Annotated in this window: 16 protein-coding genes; 6 read left to right on the forward strand and 10 right to left on the reverse strand. The window is 39.7% G+C overall.

The genetic code is table 11. The features are described 5' to 3' along the window. Position 1: 1 nt before the first annotated feature. Genes artM through artP form a run of 4 tightly spaced genes read right to left on the reverse strand, consistent with a single transcriptional unit; the run spans position 2 to position 2,890 of the window. Positions 2 to 673 (reverse strand): arginine ABC transporter permease ArtM, encoded by a 672-nt coding sequence (artM, locus tag C9J46_RS11730; protein ID WP_107259522.1) that lies wholly within the window; start codon positions 671 to 673, stop codon positions 2 to 4. Further along, the gene (gene artQ, locus C9J46_RS11735) at positions 670 to 1,377 is read right to left on the reverse strand and encodes an arginine ABC transporter permease ArtQ (protein WP_107206385.1); all 708 of its coding nucleotides are present in this window, start codon (positions 1,375 to 1,377) and stop codon (positions 670 to 672) included. The genes artM and artQ overlap by 4 nt, the downstream gene beginning before the upstream one ends. A 3-nt stretch (positions 1,378 to 1,380) precedes the next feature. Continuing rightward, positions 1,381 to 2,109: an arginine ABC transporter substrate-binding protein gene (locus C9J46_RS11740; RefSeq protein ID WP_107206386.1), complete on the reverse strand. Its 729-nt coding sequence runs from the start codon at positions 2,107 to 2,109 to the stop codon at positions 1,381 to 1,383. A 52-nt stretch (positions 2,110 to 2,161) separates the two neighbouring features. Next, positions 2,162 to 2,890, reverse strand: a complete 729-nt coding sequence (artP, locus tag C9J46_RS11745) for an arginine ABC transporter ATP-binding protein ArtP (protein WP_107290953.1) — start codon at positions 2,888 to 2,890, stop codon at positions 2,162 to 2,164. A 584-nt stretch (positions 2,891 to 3,474) separates the two neighbouring features. Between artP and C9J46_RS11750 the strand changes: the two genes are divergently transcribed. From C9J46_RS11750 to C9J46_RS11760, 3 genes are read left to right on the forward strand one after another with little or no spacing between them, the layout of a single operon-like run. After that, complete coding sequence (locus tag C9J46_RS11750) at positions 3,475 to 4,035, forward strand: carbonate dehydratase (protein WP_107206387.1); 561 nt, start codon at positions 3,475 to 3,477, stop codon at positions 4,033 to 4,035. Further along, the gene (locus tag C9J46_RS11755; RefSeq protein ID WP_107290935.1) at positions 4,025 to 5,062 is read left to right on the forward strand and encodes a GTP-binding protein; all 1,038 of its coding nucleotides are present in this window, start codon (positions 4,025 to 4,027) and stop codon (positions 5,060 to 5,062) included. The genes C9J46_RS11750 and C9J46_RS11755 overlap by 11 nt, the downstream gene beginning before the upstream one ends. Then, complete coding sequence (locus C9J46_RS11760) at positions 5,059 to 5,493, forward strand: TraR/DksA C4-type zinc finger protein (RefSeq protein WP_107206389.1); 435 nt, start codon at positions 5,059 to 5,061, stop codon at positions 5,491 to 5,493. The genes C9J46_RS11755 and C9J46_RS11760 overlap by 4 nt, the downstream gene beginning before the upstream one ends. Positions 5,494 to 5,846: 353 nt before the next feature. Here C9J46_RS11760 and C9J46_RS11770 read toward each other — a convergent pair whose 3' ends face one another. The 5 genes from C9J46_RS11770 to punC form a co-directional block, all read right to left on the reverse strand. Beyond that, the gene (locus C9J46_RS11770) at positions 5,847 to 6,104 is read right to left on the reverse strand and encodes a FeoC-like transcriptional regulator (protein WP_107290936.1); all 258 of its coding nucleotides are present in this window, start codon (positions 6,102 to 6,104) and stop codon (positions 5,847 to 5,849) included. Next, a complete protein-coding gene (gene feoB, locus C9J46_RS11775; protein WP_107290937.1) occupies positions 6,104 to 8,434 on the reverse strand; it encodes a Fe(2+) transporter permease subunit FeoB in 2,331 nt (776 codons plus the stop codon). Before feoB ends, C9J46_RS11770 begins: the two co-directional genes overlap by 1 nt. Positions 8,435 to 9,087: 653 nt before the next feature. After that, positions 9,088 to 9,339 (reverse strand): TIGR03643 family protein, encoded by a 252-nt coding sequence (locus tag C9J46_RS11780; RefSeq protein ID WP_107290938.1) that lies wholly within the window; start codon positions 9,337 to 9,339, stop codon positions 9,088 to 9,090. A gap of 591 nt (positions 9,340 to 9,930) precedes the next feature. Further along, positions 9,931 to 10,161, reverse strand: a complete 231-nt coding sequence (locus tag C9J46_RS11790; protein WP_107246936.1) for a hypothetical protein — start codon at positions 10,159 to 10,161, stop codon at positions 9,931 to 9,933. Between the two features lie 301 nt (positions 10,162 to 10,462). Further along, positions 10,463 to 11,683, reverse strand: coding sequence for a purine nucleoside transporter PunC (gene punC, locus C9J46_RS11795; protein WP_107287632.1), 1,221 nt, complete (start codon positions 11,681 to 11,683; stop codon positions 10,463 to 10,465). A 105-nt stretch (positions 11,684 to 11,788) separates the two neighbouring features. Between punC and punR the strand changes: the two genes are divergently transcribed. From punR to C9J46_RS11810, 3 genes are all read left to right on the forward strand, one after another. After that, positions 11,789 to 12,691 carry a DNA-binding transcriptional activator PunR gene (gene punR, locus C9J46_RS11800; protein WP_105060039.1) on the forward strand — a complete coding sequence of 301 codons (903 nt, stop codon included), beginning with the start codon at positions 11,789 to 11,791 and terminating at the stop codon, positions 12,689 to 12,691. A 115-nt stretch (positions 12,692 to 12,806) separates the two neighbouring features. After that, positions 12,807 to 14,228, forward strand: coding sequence for an alkaline phosphatase (locus tag C9J46_RS11805; RefSeq protein WP_107290954.1), 1,422 nt, complete (start codon positions 12,807 to 12,809; stop codon positions 14,226 to 14,228). Positions 14,229 to 14,299: 71 nt separating this feature from the next. After that, entirely contained in the window at positions 14,300 to 15,400 is a 1,101-nt protein-coding gene (locus C9J46_RS11810) for a YibE/F family protein (protein WP_107206396.1), read from the forward strand. Between the two features lie 97 nt (positions 15,401 to 15,497). Here the strand turns inward: C9J46_RS11810 and C9J46_RS11815 are convergent, their stop codons facing one another. Further along, positions 15,498 to 16,715 (reverse strand): ABC transporter substrate-binding protein, encoded by a 1,218-nt coding sequence (locus C9J46_RS11815; protein ID WP_107290939.1) that lies wholly within the window; start codon positions 16,713 to 16,715, stop codon positions 15,498 to 15,500. Positions 16,716 to 16,725 lie beyond the last annotated feature (10 nt).

Raw genomic sequence — 16,725 nt, forward strand, 5'->3', positions numbered from 1 at the left:
TTTAATTCGCCACTTCAAACGCCAAGGCTTTTTTCTCTATTAGTCTAAACGCAATAGAAAGCAGGGCATTAACGGTAAGATACATAGCACCAGCAATGGCAAACACAGTTAACGTATCGTAGGTTTGGGCATTAATACGTTGAGCGTAACCCATGATATCCATAATAGTAATAGTGCTGGCAAGCGATGTACCTTTAAACACTAAAATTACTTCATTAGAGTAAGCCGGTACAGAACGACGAATGGCAAAAGGTAACAAGGTATGTAATGTCGTTTTGGTCTCCATGCCTAACGCACGACATGCTTGCCATTGACCTTTAGGAATTGCATCAAACGCCCCTTTAAACAGTTGAGTACTGTAAGCGGCAGTATTTAATGCTAGTGCCAACATCGCACAGAACCACGGTTGGCTGAGCCATTGCCATACAAAGCTTTCACGAATACCTTCAAATTGCCCCGGTCCGTAGTAAATCAAAAAGATTTGAACTAACAAAGGTGTACCCGTAAATAGGGTAATGATGCCACGGCTTAACCAATGCAAAACAGGGGTTCTTAAAATCAATGTCATCGTCATTAAGAGAGCGAGAGTACAGCCAACTACTAACGATGCAACGGTCAATTGTAAGCTGGTGGCAAGGCCATCCATTAATTGCCAGAAGTGTTGTTCATTCATGCCATAGCTCCTTCAACAACCGTTTTTTTGTCGTTGCTTGAACCTTCTTGAGCGCTATATTTCGCATCAATCCGTTTAATAATTTGTTGTGTAATTAGAGTGATCACTAAATACACTGCCGCAGCTGTTGCATACCAAGTAAAACTTTCATGCGTTGCTGCAGAGCTTAACTGTGCTTGTTTTAGAAGATCCGTCACACCGATGAGCGATACTAAGGCGGTATCTTTTAATAACACCAACCATTGGTTAGTTAACCCTGGTAATGCATGACGGATCGCTTGGGGAATAATAATAGCGACAAATGTTCTTGCTTTGCTGATCCCAAGCGCACTGGCTGCTTCTCTTTGTCCTTTAGGCACAGCTTTAATGGCACCACGGATAGTTTGCGCCGCATAAGAGGCAAAAATCAGTGAAAGCGCAATAACACCTGAAAGAAAAGGGCTGATCTCGATATAATCACCCGTGATGTAAAATAAAATCTGACCTGAACCAAAAAAGATGAATAAAACAATCAGTAGTTCAGGTAAGCCTCGTAATACTGTCACTAAGGCTGTCGTTGGCCATGCCACGAAGCGAAATCGAGACATCTCACCGCCAGCAAACAACATAGCCAGCACCAATCCAACCGCTAAACTGGTAAAAGCGAGCTGGACTGTCATCCAGCTAGCTTCTAACAGGGAAAGAGAATATCCCGATAACATCATAATTTACTTACCAAAGTACTTATCAAAAATAACTTGATACTGGCCATCTTGCTTAATTTTAGCGAGTGCCGTATTCAACTGTGTAACCAATTCTTGGTTGCCTTTGTTTACTGCGATACCAAAACCGTTACCGAAGTATTTAGGGTTTGTCACAGGCTTACCTACATACGCAAGGTTATCGTCTTTTTTCAACCATTCAGCGATAACAGCAGTATCACCAAATACCGAATCAATACGGCCATTTTTCATATCAATAAAGGCATCTTGGTAACTGGTGTAAGGAACCGCAGTTACACCTGACATTTGATCGGTTAAATAGCTCTGGTGAGTCGAACCATTTTGTACCCCAACACGCTTACCATTAAGGGCGGCAACATCAGCAACTTTACCTTTGATTGAAATAAAGCCAGCAGCGTTATCGTAATAAGGTTGAGTAAAGCTGACTTGCTGTTGACGCGCTTCAGTAATGTCCATTGCTGAAATAGCTGCATCGTATCGTTTGAATTTAAGAGCTGGAATTAAGCTATCGAAAGATTGGTTATGAAAAGTACAGGTAGCATCCATCTCTTTACATAGGGCCTTAGCAATATCAACGTCAAAGCCTTGGATTTGATTATTCTCATCCATGTACTCAAAAGGGGCATAGGTTGCTTCCATCGCAAACTTAATGTCTTGCGCCATAGCTTGAGAAGAAACCAGACCGATAATGCTAGCTAATAAAATTTTGTTCATCGCGATACTCCATGCGTCTATTACGAACGAATATAGAGGGGGATATAATTCGTTAATGTTTTAAGTAGTCAGCAAATTGTGAGGTTTTAGGGTGACTAAACGCCTCGTTACTGCCGTGTTCAATAATTTTGCCGTTTTCCATGTAAAGCACATGACTGGCGATTTTTTTTGCAAAATCCACTTCGTGGGTAACCACAACTTGGGTAATGCCTGTGCCGCTTAATGTTTTGATGATTTGTACAATTTGGCTTGTGATCTCAGGATCAAGCGCCGCAGTAGGCTCATCAAATAACAACACTTCAGGCTTCATCATCAACGCACGTGCAATTGCAACACGCTGTTGTTGGCCGCCAGACAGTTGCAAAGGCCATGCATCGGCTTTATCTGCTAACTGTAATTTTGATAAATGCTCTAACGCTTCTTTTTTCGCTTGAGCTTTATCGATACCGAGCACTTTTACTGGTGCTTCTATTAAATTTTCCAACACAGTTTTGTGGGGCCACAAATTGTATTGTTGGAATACCATGCCAACTTTACGACGCAGTTTTAAACCATCTTTTTCAACGATTGTTTTTTTAAAATCAAAATAATTTTCTGCAATACTCAGCTCGCCAGCAGAAGCATCTTCCAATAGGTTTAATACCCGTAGTAAAGAGCTTTTACCTGCACCGCTTGGGCCAAGTAAAACCAGCGTTTCACCTTTATTACATTCGAAGGTTACATCGTGTAAAACCTGATGCTTACCATAGAATTTATTAATGTTTTTTACTTGAATGCCCATGCGCTTATTCTGCATTTGTTCTCACTTGTGGTTTATATTACTTAAGTTGGAATTCTATGCAATAAAAAATTGAAAATAATTTAATTTGTTAATTTATTGTTTAATTCTTAGTCTTTTGTTGGTTTTATATTCTAATTAAAACCAAGGGTTAACGTTTAAATGTAGCTGGCGAAAATTGATGTAATAGCATGTTAACAATTGACTAAATGGTGTGTTTTTTAAGAAGACCCCCACTTGGATAATTATTCAGATTGTGGTTGTGTGATTATGGGGGGCGAAAATGAGAATATAGTAAGAGAAAGAACGGGATTTACTGAGATGTATTAAAGAGAGTAAAACGATGTGTTGAAAGCGACATCGTGGCGGTGTTGATCAATTGTTTTACAATAAGCTCAGTTAGAATAAACACCATTGATATTTACGTACGAGTAGCATCTAGATAACCCATTATTGTTATGTTATAACGTTTCATTAATGTTTGATTTACTGCGTGAGTAGTGACTGAACTATTCCCTGTACGACTTTGCTGTAAGGGGGGAATTAAAAGTTGCGAGTGATTGCGCGAATAGTGAAGAGAAAAAGAGATGCTAAGAAGAAACCCTACAGGGCATATGCCAACAATATCTGAAACTGCGTTTATTGATCCTACTGCGATTATTTGTGGCAAAGTGATTGTAGAAGATAACGTTTTCATTGGGCCTTATGCCGTAATACGTGCTGATGAAGTAAATGAGCAGGGCGAAATGGATGCAATTGTGATCAAACGCGATACCAATATTCAAGATGGTGTGGTTATTCACTCAAAAGCGGGGGCTGCAGTCACTATTGGTGAGCGTTCTTCTATTGCTCACCGCTCAATTATTCATGGGCCGTGTGAGGTGAGTGATGATGTGTTTATTGGTTTCAACTCTGTGGTATTTAATGCCGTTATTGGTGAAGGGTGTGTGATCCGTCATAACTGCGTTGTCGATGGATTAGATCTGCCTGAAAATTTTCATGTCCCGCCAATGACGAATATTGGTACAGGTTTTGACTTAAATAGTATTTCGAAAGTCCCACCTGAATATTCCGCTTTTTCTGAATCGGTTGTATCTGCTAACCACGAACTGGTTCAGGGATACAGGAGGATTGCTAATGAGCTTTAAGATATCATCGCCAATTTTAGGCGTACCAACCAACATTATTACTGGGTTTCTTGGCGTCGGGAAAACTTCAGCCATTCTTCACTTAATGAAAAGTAAACCTGATAACGAGCGTTGGGCTGTGCTGGTGAATGAATTTGGTGAAATTGGTGTCGATGGTAGTTTACTGCAAGGTCAAGGCGGTAACGAGCAACAAATATTTATCCGCGAAGTACCTGGTGGCTGTATGTGCTGTACCGCTGGATTACCAATGCAAATTGCGCTTAATCAACTACTTTCAGAAGCAAAACCGGATCGTTTGATCATCGAACCCACAGGGCTTGGTCATCCTAAAGAAGTGATGCAAGTGCTCTCTACTGAATACTATCGCGATGTCTTATCGTTACAGAAAAATATCACATTAGTGGATGCAAGGAAGTTATCCGATCCTCGCTATACCTCACATGATACCTTTAGGCAACAGATTGCAATTGCCGATACGGTGGTAGGAAACAAGACCGATCTTTATCAAGCAGCAGATAAAGAAAAGTTGAAAGCTTTTGTCGCGCAAGTTGCGAGCCTAAAAACCAAAGTGATTTTTGCTAAACATGGTGTGATCCCATTTAATGAGTTTGATGGTGAGACCCGTATAGAAGTATTACCGACGTCTTATCTTCATCGTGATAGGCAGAGAAGTGTATCTGAAGAAGCACTATCAGAAGAGCTGATACCTGAAAGTGGCATGATAAAAGCTACTAACCAAGGTGAAGGTTTCAAAAGTATTGGCTGGCGTTTTGCATCTGAAAAAGTCTTTGATCGTCAATCATTACATCAGCTCTTTCAAACATTGAATGTTGAGCGAATGAAGGCCGTGTTTATTACTTCTGATGGGATCTTTGGTTATAACAAAACGGCAGATGGAATCACACAGGTTGAGCTTGATGAGTGCGCTGAAAGCCGTGTCGAAATTATCGCAGATACATTAGATGATGAATTGGAAGGCAAGCTTTTAGATTGTTTGATTGTTAATAACATGAGTGAAATAACATGAACAACACTGAAATTAGAATGCTAACTGAAGAACAAATATTGCAAGAGCCTGAAGATAATTACATGAATGATTATCAATTGGCGTTTTTTAAACAAAGATTGATTGCTCTCTATGAGTCGACATCTCATCACATTCAATCTGCGAGAGAGGAAATGGGGCACACGGCAGATGCGAGTGATTTAAGTGATGTCAGTGATCGCGCAACGTTAGAAGAGCAATCAGGCATTACTTTAAGAATTGTTGAACGAGAACAAAAACTTTTGCCCAAAATCAAATTGGCGTTAGAGCGAATTCGTTTAGGTAGCTACGGTTATTGCTTAGAGTCCGGTGAGCCAATAGGTATTCCTCGGTTACTGATAAGACCGACTGCAGAGTACAGTGCTGACGTAAAATCGCTGATGGAAATGAAAGAAATTCAATACAAAGATTGATCCTATTTTCAATTATCATTAGGTAGGCCTATATGAATACGGCGATCATTCCGCAAAGTTCAAGAATGACATCACTGCATTATTGTTTTGCAAACAACCTTTAACCTTATCGTATGTTGAAGGGTATATTACTGCTCTTAGCTCTTCTAAAGATTACATGACGAAAAATTCGTTCAATTGTATGGCGAATCACAAAGGCAAAAAGCATTGCAATGGTTTGATCTAGCAAAAAAAAGCGCTAAAGTGAATCAAAGATGTTTCGAGAATGTAGGCTCTACCTAAGACGCAAGGTGTTGATAAGACATAAAAAAAGACCACGCATATGTTGGTCTTTTTTCATTATGCTTTAGCTATTAGCATAGCGAAATAGCGATTTTATTTTCACACCATTTGTAGACAGGATCTGTTGTCTGCGTTTGGCAATTTTGGCAATGTTTCCCGCAAGCTAAAGAAGGCGATGAATCACATTTCTCAACTTTTCCACGTAAAATTAATTCATCTAATAATGCACTTAACCATTTTGGCTCACACTTCAAATGCTTTGTAAGCTGGCTAAAGGAAATGATTTTTGCATCACGTACCGTATTTCTTACTGTAATTAGCGATATCATTAATGGCATCCTCCGCAGTTATGTGTCGCAGGTGTGTCTGGTATCGACATTTGCCAATCGACTTTATTGCATAAGCGCTTAATCCCTATAATAAATACAGTGACGATACTCAAAGCAAAAAATAACCACAGCAGACTTTCTAATGGATGTGCTTTGAAAGTCGCGGTTTGATAGAAGGCGATTGAAAGCGCGTAGGCGACAACCACTCCCCATGCTGTCGATAACCAAGCCCAATTTCGACCAATTTCTTTGGCGATAACACCAATAGTAGAGACGCAAGGCACGTAAAGTAAAACAAAGATTAAGTATGCATAGGCACCCGCCATTGAACCAAATTCTTGGTGCATTTGCCCCATTGCGGTTGTTCCCATTGAGCCGTCAGCCTCACTGGCTTTTATCGGATTTTTAAGTGTTGATAAAGAAAAACTATTGGCAACACCATCAATAGTATCTTGCCATGCCACTTTTAACTCAGGCAGTAGGTGGAAAGATTGCCCATCATCTGCAGCTTGATTGTTACTTAACTCTGCGGTGTATAGGGTATTTAAAGTGCCGACAACCACTTCTTTTGCTAAAAATCCTGTTAATAATCCCACACTGGCTGGCCAATTTTTCTCATTAACGCCAAGGGGAGACAATACAGGTGTTACCCAACGACCAATCTCTGATAGGGCTGAATTCTGTTGGTTATTACTTTCAATAACTTGTCCTTTAAAATTGACACTATTCAACGCCATTACTAGCACACAAATCGGAATGATGATCTTACACGCTTTGACTAAAAATCCACGTAAGCGACTCCAGCTATGGATAAGCGTCGTTTTAGCGCTTGGGAGGTGGTAGGTTGGTAATTCCATTATGTAAGGTGATGCTTCACCCGTTAATAAGGTTTTCTTCAGCACAAAACCAGTAATAACGGCGACAAAAATACCAAGCAAGTAGAGAGAAAAGACGACAAAGCTTCCCATACCATGGAAGAAAGCTGCTGAGAAAACGCCGAAAATTGCTAACCTTGCGCCACAAGACATAAAGGGTGTCATCATAGACGTTAAGATACGATCTCTTGGTGTATCGAGGGTACGTGACGCCATAATGGAAGGTATGTTGCAACCAAACCCTACAATAAGCGGAACAAAGGATTTTCCTGGTAATCCAATCGTAGACATAAAGCGATCAATAACAAACGCTGCTCGCGCCATATAACCACTATCTTCTAATATTGATAGATAAAGGAACATCAAACCAATTTGAGGAATAAAGGGCATAACGGTATTTATACCGCCACCCAGCCCTTGTGATAAAATTGCAGTTAGCCAACTAGGAAAACCGAGTGATGAACATAACCATGCGGTGCCATTAATGAATATTGCTGCAGAGCCTTCATCAAAAATAGGTTGAAGCCCTCCACCAATATTTATTGATAGCCAAAACATTAAATACATCACGATGAGGAAAATCGGGATCCCCAGATAACGGTTAAGTACAATCTTATCGATCCATTGAGTCAGATTATGCTGTCCTGCATGGTAACTTGAGATGCAATGATGAATGATCTCGGCGACAGTTTGGTAGCGCGCATCAGCAATTAATAAGTCAATATTTTCATTATGTGTGTTTGAAAAATCGGCTTGTAATTGAGAGACAAAAGAGGCGATATCTGTACCGTTTATATATTTTTGGGCTGATGAATCTGATTCAAGTAAGCGTATAGCAAGCCATTTCTTTCTATTATTAACAATTATTTGATCATCGAATACGTCAGAAAGCTGAGAAATGGTTTGGTCTAATTCAATAGGAAATTGAGTAAATAGACGAGGCAGTGATTTTGTTTGTAAATGTTTTTCAATCGAGCCTTTTAAATCATCGAGTCCTTTAGATTTATTTGCAACTAATGAAACAACAGGGCAACCAAGTTCAGATTCTAACTTTTCCGCATCGATATTTATATTTTTTTGTTTAGCAATATCTAACATGTTAAGTACAACAATGCATGGAATTTTCATTTCAAGCAGTTGTAATGTTAAATATAAATTTCGCTCAATATTGGCCGCGTCGACAATATTAACGACAAGATCAGCCTCATCAGAAAGAATATATTCACAAGCGATGCGCTCATCGAGTGAACCTTGTTCATCGGATGAAGACATAGAATAAATACCAGGCAAATCTACAATATTTATATTCTTATTATGGTAAGAGTAGTTTCCTTCTTTTTTATCTACAGTAACTCCAGCCCAGTTGCCTGTGCGTTGTCTTGCGCCAGTTAAGGCATTAAACAGAGTCGTTTTACCACAGTTAGGGTTACCTAATAAGGCAATAGTATTTGCCATTATTTATTTCTCCAACCAATTACTAATAGATAAAATAATTAACAAGCGAAAATGATATCGCTTATCAATTGCACTTATAAAAAGAATACTTATTTCAGTCAATAATTTTTTTTACTAAGGAAAATAAAAAGATGAATAAAATGTAATTTTTCATTCTAGTCAATGGCTTGGATGATATGTTTTTTATGAATAATTAATGTTCAAAATTGGAGAAAGTTATATTAAGCCTATATGTTAGCACTATTTTACTTTTGAATTTAAATAATAGAGTTTTTACTTAAATATTGAATTATATAGATGAATATTGAAATAATTAAACTTACCTTGCTAATTCTCTAATTTTAGCTGTAGTAAAAGTATTTCTTAGTAAGGATATAAAAATAGTTGATATTTATTATCACAATTAATAATGCGACATAGATATTATTTACTACGTTAAAGTAGGTTGCTGGTGAAGAAAAAATTTTTCTACACAGTAAAAGGAAAGTATCGAGGTAAAATTAGAACGTTAGGAAATAAACCTTTTTAGTATGAAGGTTAGTCAAGTTGGTAAGTTTAAAGAGCTGAAAGGAAGAGATTCACGTTTAACTGTATATTAAATTAATGGTAAGTGCTGTAAGAATAGGGCGCATTAATAACCCTATAAAACGTGTTTAACGCTGTTTGTATTGTGTCGGACAGTAACCACGACTGACATATGGTGAGCACAATTTTAAGTGTTTGGTTTTTCTTCCTGATACGCGCTGTCGCCATAGTTTAAAGCTACTTGGCTTAAGGTGTTGGCGCATTAGCTTGATCACACCTTGTTCATCCAGACCATATTGTATTGCAATCGCTTCAAACGGGGTTCTATCTTCCCAAGCCATCTCGATGATACGTGATAGTGACTCTTGTCTGCTTGTCATCAATTACTCTCCATTTACACATTAAAGCTAATACGTAATTGATTAATATAAAGTTTAATTTTTTGGTATTAATTAAGGTGATTTGAAAGCGAGATGTGAGGTATGAAAATAGGGGCTAATGATTAGCTCCCTATTAAGTGGATTTATTCATTAACTAAATTGTGTATAGAGTAAATAACAAGCGGTGAGAATTAATAAACAGCCCATAAAAAGATTGAATACTTTTAGTCTCAGTTCGTTATTAAGGAAGAGAGTGACCTTGCTGCCTAAGAGAGACCAAGAAAATAATGATAGATAACAAACGATAAAGTAAATAAATACAAAACTTAAAAAGATGTGATTGTTATTGGCTTCTGAAAACATTGACACACCAGCAACACATGCAATCCAAGCTTTAGGGTTTAACCATTGTAATGAACATGCCTGTTAAATAAGCTACCAAGGAATGCTTCAGAACACGCTGAAAAATTACCATGTTACCCAGAATTTTTATAGCGTAGGATTTGGCTCCATTCTTTACGTAGTGAGCGTTACGCTTTTTTGCTCTTTATCTAATGCTGTATTTGATTAAGAAATCGCATTATAGAGCAACTACTCAGGTGCATATTTATTTATCATCACACAACAAGTAATCAAGAATGATAAGATCAAAGTGATTTGCCACAAACCATCTTCATAAAATGACATCTCGTTGTCTGACCAAACTCGCAAGCCGATGTTGAACAATTCACCTTTTATGCTGAGTACTAACACCGTAGCGAGAAAATATTTCGCAAAGTCTTTCGTTAATATTTTGATGTAAGAGAGGTACGTATCTAGCATTGGAAATACCTTAGTTGCTCAATAGATTGACGCTTGAATGAATGTCACATCACTTTACTAATGTTAAATCTAATACCAATTACTAATGTTAAATCTAATACCAAGCAATTATTGGCTAGTTAAAATCTTCCTTTGTCGACGCTTTTATTCTGATATTTCATTTCAAGCTCTGTATTTTGCGAGTGGCTTCATGTCTAGCTGAGGTGGACGAGCACGTTGAATAGACTGGAAACAAAAAAGGAGGAGCTGAATTATCAGCTCCCCCTTGTGTTAACCCAGTATGTAGATGGGTTAAAGCATATTACGCAGTTTGTAGTTCAACATCTTGCTCATCTTTACGAGCTTGAACGACTAGGACAAAACCAACGATTGCAATAAAGCCAGTAATGAACATGCCAGTTGTTACTGTTAACAGACCGTGTGCAGCAAACGCTGAAACTAAACCACTTGCTGCAAAACACACCATAGTCTGCATAAAGTTAAGCAGGCCAGCAGCGGTTGCGCTACAGTTTTTAAAGTCAGACAGTGCAGAGCTAATAACAATCGGGTAAATCGCACCATTCGCAACAGCTAGGAAGCAGAATGGGATTAAGATAGGCCAGATTGTTGTTACTGTTGTTGTCGTAGAGATAACGAACATTACTGCTACGCTTGCAAAGAATAGCGCTAAAATCCACGGTAGAAGTTGCTTACCTGAGTAACGGTTTAATAAAGTACGACAACCGTAACCACCGACAATAAATGCCACAGTTTGTGGTGCGTAGCTTAGGCCAATATCTGCACCTGAGTAACCCATTGCAGACATAACAAATGGCGAACCTGTTAAGTAAGCAAAGAATGCCGCAGAACATGCTGCGAAAATAACCATGTTACCCCAGAACTTTTTAGAGCGTAGGATTTGGCTATAGTCTTTACGTAGTTGAACCGTTACGCTTTCTTGCTCTTTATCTAATGCAGCACTTTCTTTTTCTTTAAGCGTTAGCATTGCTAAAACAGCACCAAAACCGACTAATGCAATAAAGATGCTGCGCCAGCCTACGTGATGTTCAAGCAGTGCGCCTAATAATGGTGCTAATGCTGGAGATAACGCGACAAGCGGCATAATGGTTGCGAATACACGCTCAGAAGTTTTACCCTCGTAACGGTCAACAACCACTGCCTGCCAAATAACCGTTGCGCTACATGCACCCAATGCTTGAGCGAAACGTGCTAATAAGAACACTTCAATGTTTGACGCAAAAGCAGAGGCTAAAGAGCCAAGGCTAAATAGCGCAATACCGCCAAGTAGTACTTTAATACGTCCAATACGATCAGACAGTGGGCCGTAAACCAGTTGGCCTAATGCCATACCAAGTAAGAAGATACTTAGCGAAAGGCCGATTAGAGATTGGGTTGTAGCAAAGTCGGCACGAATCGTTTCAAACGCAGGTAAATACATATCTGTGGCTAAAAAGCCCAGCATGCTTAAGCAAGCGAACCAAAATAGGGTGATTTTTGATGGTTTAGCGTGTTGTTTATTCATTTTTATTATAACTATATCTATATGACATATGTGTAGTGTAATACTGGTTTAAATCGCTGTGAAACGCTAATATTTCAACATTGCTTTCAAAAAATTTGATTTGATATGTTTTCATACAACGATCTCCAAGTTATTGACGTAGTTGCCCGTCGTGGCAGCTTCTCTGCTGCGGCTGAAGAATTACATAAGGTCCCTAGTGCGATTAGTTATACTGTTCGATTAATAGAAGAGCGATTAGCTGTCGAATTATTTGTTCGATTGCACAGGCAGGTGAAATTGACACCTGCTGGTGAGTATTTCGTCGAAGAAGCGCGCAAACTTATTAAACAGATGGATACCATTAAATATCAAACCCAACGGGTAGCGAATGGTTGGTCAGAAAATGTCTCTGTTGCGCTCGATACCGTGGTACGCCAAAGTCGAGTAAATACCCTTGTTCGAGATTTCTATTTACATTTTCCAGATGTAGAGTTGCACCTAACAATGGAAGTGTTTAATGGGGTATGGGATGCCTTAGCTGATGGGCGGGCTGATATTGCCATTGGCGCAACTGCTGCAGTGCCAATTGGTGGCAGCTTTGATTATCGTGATATGGGCGTTTTAACGTGGAAGTTTGTGGTATCGCCAGATCATCCTTTAGCAATGGCATCGCATCCGTTAGAGCCTTCTGAATTAGCGCAATATCCTGCGATTTGTTTAGAAGATACCTCTCGAACGTTACCTAAACGAACAACTTGGCTAATGGATAACCAACGTCGGATCATGGTGCCAAGTTGGCACAGTGCATTTCAATGTTTACAAGCAGGGCTGGGTATTTCTGTTGTTCCTAGCCATATGGCGATCAGTAAAATTGAATCAGGAGAGCTGGTGGAAAAAGAGCTCGCGGTGAAGCCTTCAATGAGTCCTTGTTGTTTAGCATGGAATACAGAAACGTTGAGCCCAGCTGTCAGTTGGTTACTCGATTATTTAGGCGACAGTGAGCAGCTTCATCATGAATGGATGCGTTAATAAGGTGATATTGATTCCATTGAGGATGCTCATAAGGCATATAGTGTGTTTTGTAAGAATTGTTTAATAAATGCAATGTAGCTTGCTCGCATTCAATAAAAACAGCGAGTTAACAATGTCTATTTTAAAACCCACTTTAATTGCATCATCTTTACTTCTTTCTTTAAGTGCTCATGCAGCAGATGCGCCGAAATATGTATTCTTTATGATTGGTGACGGTATGGGGACAGCCCAACGTCAGATCAGTGAATACTACTTGCAGCAACAAAATGGGGATCAGACACAACGTTTAGCCATTAATGCAATGCCTGTAGCAGGCATTATTACCACCCATTCAGCCAATACTTTAGTAACCGATTCTGCAGCAGCAGGTACAGCATTAGCGACCGGAGTAAAAACGGATAATGGCGTTATTGCAATGGATCCAAAAGGGCATAAGTTACGCTCAACATTGGATGCTGCGAAAGATAAGGGGATGGCAACAGGTATTGTTACCACTACACGTTTGACCCATGCGACACCAGCCACTTTTGTTGCTAAAAACATTAGTCGCGATAACGAAAACGAAATTGCCAATGATTACCTAGCATCGAATGTCGATTTCTTTGCTGGTGGTGGCTCTCGTCACTTTATTAATGGTGAAGGCAGTAAACGTAAAGACGGTAAGAACCTTGTTGATGGGTTCAAACAAAAAGGCTACCACACTTTTATTGGTGCTGATTCTTCGGCGGATTTTTTAGCCTTCCATCCAACGAACTCGCAAAAGGTTTTCGCCTCTTTTGCCTCATCGCACCTTCCTTATGAAATTGATCGTAAGAAAGATCTTAGTACGCCATCTCTAGCACAAATGACGTCAAAAGCCATCGAAACATTGAAGTACGATCCTGACGGTTTCTTCATGTTGGTAGAAGGTGGTCGAATTGATCACGCGGCACATGCTAATGATGTATCAACGGTGATTCAAGATACCATCGCATTTGATCAAGCAGTAAAAGCGGCTATTGATTTTTATGAGCACCATAAAGATGAAACACTAATTATTGTAGCGGGCGATCATGAAACTGGTGGTATGGGCTTAGGCTTAGGTGAGAACTATTTTGTACAGTTAGATAAGCTAAAAGATGTTGATGAGTCTATCGAAGATAAGCTTCAAGGTGTTTATAACGGCGATCGTAAAGCCTTCATGAAGCATATAGATGAACATTTTGGTTTGAAGTTGCTGACGAAGGAAGAGCAGCAAACGCTAAATCATGCGATGGATATCGATGACGAACTTCGTGCTAAAAATATCACCGATTTTGATGGTTACAGCACGCATAATGATGCGACTTATGGTGGGTATGATCCAGTAGCCATTGCTGTAGCGCACATCACTTCACAACGAGCAGGTGTTTACTGGACAAGCTATGCGCATACCGCGACACAGTTACCGCTTTCTGCAGTTGGTGTCGGTGCTGAGAAATTTGGCAATTTTGAAGATAACACCCAAGTGGCGAAAACATTAGCGACATTAATGAACGTAAAAATTGGTAGTTAGGGATTAATTTTTAGGTAAAGGCTGTCTTGGACAGCCTTTTTTCGTGGTTTTTAAAGCAGTTGGAAACAAACATGCGCGGTGTGATTTTAGCCTTTATCGTTCTTCTAGTGACGTGTTGTGAAATGTTTAGTCAAGGTGTAACAGGATCTGACTATAAAGTCGGTGAAGTAACTGCGGTTAATAACAGCAAGGTCACCATTATTGGTAGTAATCGTCTGGGAGAGCAGGCGTTAGATTTAACGCTGAGTAATAATAAAAAAGTCGTTGCCTACAATTTGATGAATGGTGCGATGGAATATGATGAATATTATCAGGTTGGCGATCGCGTCTTAGTGGCGATAGCGAAGAATGATCACACACGTACAAGGGTGATATCTCGTTATCGTCTTCCTGCATTAATCGGCTTAGCAATCGCCTTTAGTTTAGGCTTGTTACTGTATGCACGAAAAGTCGGTGCCAAAGCGTTAATGTCGTTCATTGGATCTATTGTGATCATCGTAGAGCTTCTGATCCCTGGGCTTATGGCGGGTTATTCTCCTTTGTTAGTCACCGCCGTGTGTTTATTAATGCTGTGTAGTTTGATCATTTTGTCCGTTGCCGGTTGGACAGCAAAAGGAAAGGCGGCATTGGCAGGCACGATTATTGGATTAATTGTCACCATGATTCTGTGTGTGTTGGTCGGCAAGTTACTTCATTTAGATGGAATGACACAACCTTTAGCTCAGCCCTTATTGTTTGAAACAGGCATGTATTTAAACATGCTAGATATTCTGTATGCAGCGATTTTAATTGGGGCGAGTGGGGCGGCAATGGATGTTGCGATGGAAATGGCAGCAACGATGGAAGAGCTAAAAATCAATGCGCCAGACATGAATCAAATGGATTTGTTGAGATCAGGTTTTCGAGTTGGCAATGCGGTGATCGGGACGATGACAACCACTTTATTGTTAGCCTATTCAGGCAGTTTTTTAACAATGATTATGTTGTTTGCGAGTCGTGGTAACGATGTGATGCAAATTATCAACATGAAAGTCGTGGCAGCCGAAATTGCACGAACATTAATTGGTAGTTTATCGTTGATTATTGTTGCACCTATTACGGCATGGATAGCATGTTGGATGATCAGTAAAGAGTTTGAGCCTAACGTGCAAATCGAATTAGAAGAAGCTTAATAAAAACAGCCAGCGTGCCATTGAACTTGCTGATGAAAGAGCAGAGCACAGTGATGGGCTGGCTGTTTTAATAACAGTTAGAGCAACATAACAAAGTTTAGTGTCCGTAACGCTTTTGCCATTCATGCTCAATAGCCATTAGCCATGTAGGGTTGGGTTCGGCAATAGATGGATAAAGCTCAAAAGACTGGCTCTTATAAGGTTCAGCTAATTGGCTAAAGGCTTGGGCTTTTAGCACTGTTGGATCGCCCCAAATCTTGGTGTCTGATTTACGCGCTTGTGCTTCTGGGCTCATTAAAAAGTTTATCGCAACCAGTGCCCCTTCTTTTGCTGATGCATTCCATGGTATCGCTAAAAAGTGAATATTGGTTAATGCCCCTTGCTTAAAGGCATAGGTTTTCGCATTTTCAGTTAAATTACCGTTCTCAATTGCAGCTGAGGCAGCGTTAGGATTAAAAGTGATAGCTAATAATAATTGCTGATCGTCAAGCAGTTGTACGGTTTCTGCAGTGCCCGCTGGGAACTGTTTACCACCACGCCATGCCACTTTATGGAGCTGATCTAAATAGTGCCAAAGCGGTGCTGTCACGTTATCAAATAGCGTTTTTTCTGCGGGTAATGATAACGGCTGATAGAGTGCTTTTTTATCGTCAGTGAGCTCTAGCAATGCTGCTTTTAAAAAGCTGCTACCATGAAACTCTGGTGGGCGAGGGTAGCTGATCTTACCAGGATTCTTTTGCGCTAATGCTAATAGCTCTTTAAAGCTTTGAGGTGGTTGTTTAAGCACACTGGTATCGTAAATGAATACCAATTGTCCAACCCCCCAAGGTGCTTCATAGCCTTCTGTCGGTACACTAAAATCTTGATCAATCGGTAGCTTAGTATCAACATATTTCCAATTGGGCAGCTGTTGAGTAAAAGGACCATACAAAAGGTGATGTTGCTTCATTGAACGGAAGTTTTCGCCATTAATCCAAACTAAATCAACCCCACCGTTGGTATTTTTTCCCGCTGTTTTTTCTGCCAGTAGACGCTGGGTCGTTTCAGCGATATCGGTGACTTTGACTTGCTTTAGAGTTACACCGTAACTTTTTTGTAATTGTTTATCGGCCCATTTTAAATAGTCGTTGATTTCTTGACTGCCACCCCACGCATTGAAGTAGACCGTTTGACCTTTGGCTTTTTGTTCAATTTGTTGCCAGCTTTGACTTTCATTTGCAGGTGCTTTCGTTTCTTCAGCGTAAGCGAAGCTAGAAATTGTTAACGATAACGCGATGCCTTTCGACAAGGCTTTTAGTACATTTTTTTTCATCATCAGAGTTTCG

This window comes from Photobacterium sp. GB-36 (assembly GCF_003026135.1).
GTDB lineage: Bacteria > Pseudomonadota > Gammaproteobacteria > Enterobacterales > Vibrionaceae > Photobacterium.

Coding starts and splice junctions, on each gene's coding strand:
- feoB (WP_107290937.1), bottom strand. CDS start 8,434: ATGGCAAATACTATTGCCTTATTAGGTAACCCTAACTGTGGTAAAACG.
- punC (WP_107287632.1), bottom strand. CDS start 11,683: ATGAATAAACAACACGCTAAACCATCAAAAATCACCCTATTTTGGTTC.
- C9J46_RS11805 (WP_107290954.1), top strand. CDS start 12,807: ATGTCTATTTTAAAACCCACTTTAATTGCATCATCTTTACTTCTTTCT.
- C9J46_RS11770 (WP_107290936.1), bottom strand. CDS start 6,104: ATGATATCGCTAATTACAGTAAGAAATACGGTACGTGATGCAAAAATC.
- C9J46_RS11810 (WP_107206396.1), top strand. CDS start 14,300: ATGCGCGGTGTGATTTTAGCCTTTATCGTTCTTCTAGTGACGTGTTGT.
- C9J46_RS11755 (WP_107290935.1), top strand. CDS start 4,025: ATGAGCTTTAAGATATCATCGCCAATTTTAGGCGTACCAACCAACATT.
- C9J46_RS11760 (WP_107206389.1), top strand. CDS start 5,059: ATGAACAACACTGAAATTAGAATGCTAACTGAAGAACAAATATTGCAA.
- C9J46_RS11750 (WP_107206387.1), top strand. CDS start 3,475: ATGCTAAGAAGAAACCCTACAGGGCATATGCCAACAATATCTGAAACT.
- punR (WP_105060039.1), top strand. CDS start 11,789: ATGTTTTCATACAACGATCTCCAAGTTATTGACGTAGTTGCCCGTCGT.
- C9J46_RS11815 (WP_107290939.1), bottom strand. CDS start 16,715: ATGATGAAAAAAAATGTACTAAAAGCCTTGTCGAAAGGCATCGCGTTA.
- artP (WP_107290953.1), bottom strand. CDS start 2,890: ATGGGCATTCAAGTAAAAAACATTAATAAATTCTATGGTAAGCATCAG.
- artM (WP_107259522.1), bottom strand. CDS start 673: ATGAATGAACAACACTTCTGGCAATTAATGGATGGCCTTGCCACCAGC.
- artQ (WP_107206385.1), bottom strand. CDS start 1,377: ATGATGTTATCGGGATATTCTCTTTCCCTGTTAGAAGCTAGCTGGATG.
- C9J46_RS11790 (WP_107246936.1), bottom strand. CDS start 10,161: ATGCTAGATACGTACCTCTCTTACATCAAAATATTAACGAAAGACTTT.
- C9J46_RS11780 (WP_107290938.1), bottom strand. CDS start 9,339: ATGACAAGCAGACAAGAGTCACTATCACGTATCATCGAGATGGCTTGG.
- C9J46_RS11740 (WP_107206386.1), bottom strand. CDS start 2,109: ATGAACAAAATTTTATTAGCTAGCATTATCGGTCTGGTTTCTTCTCAA.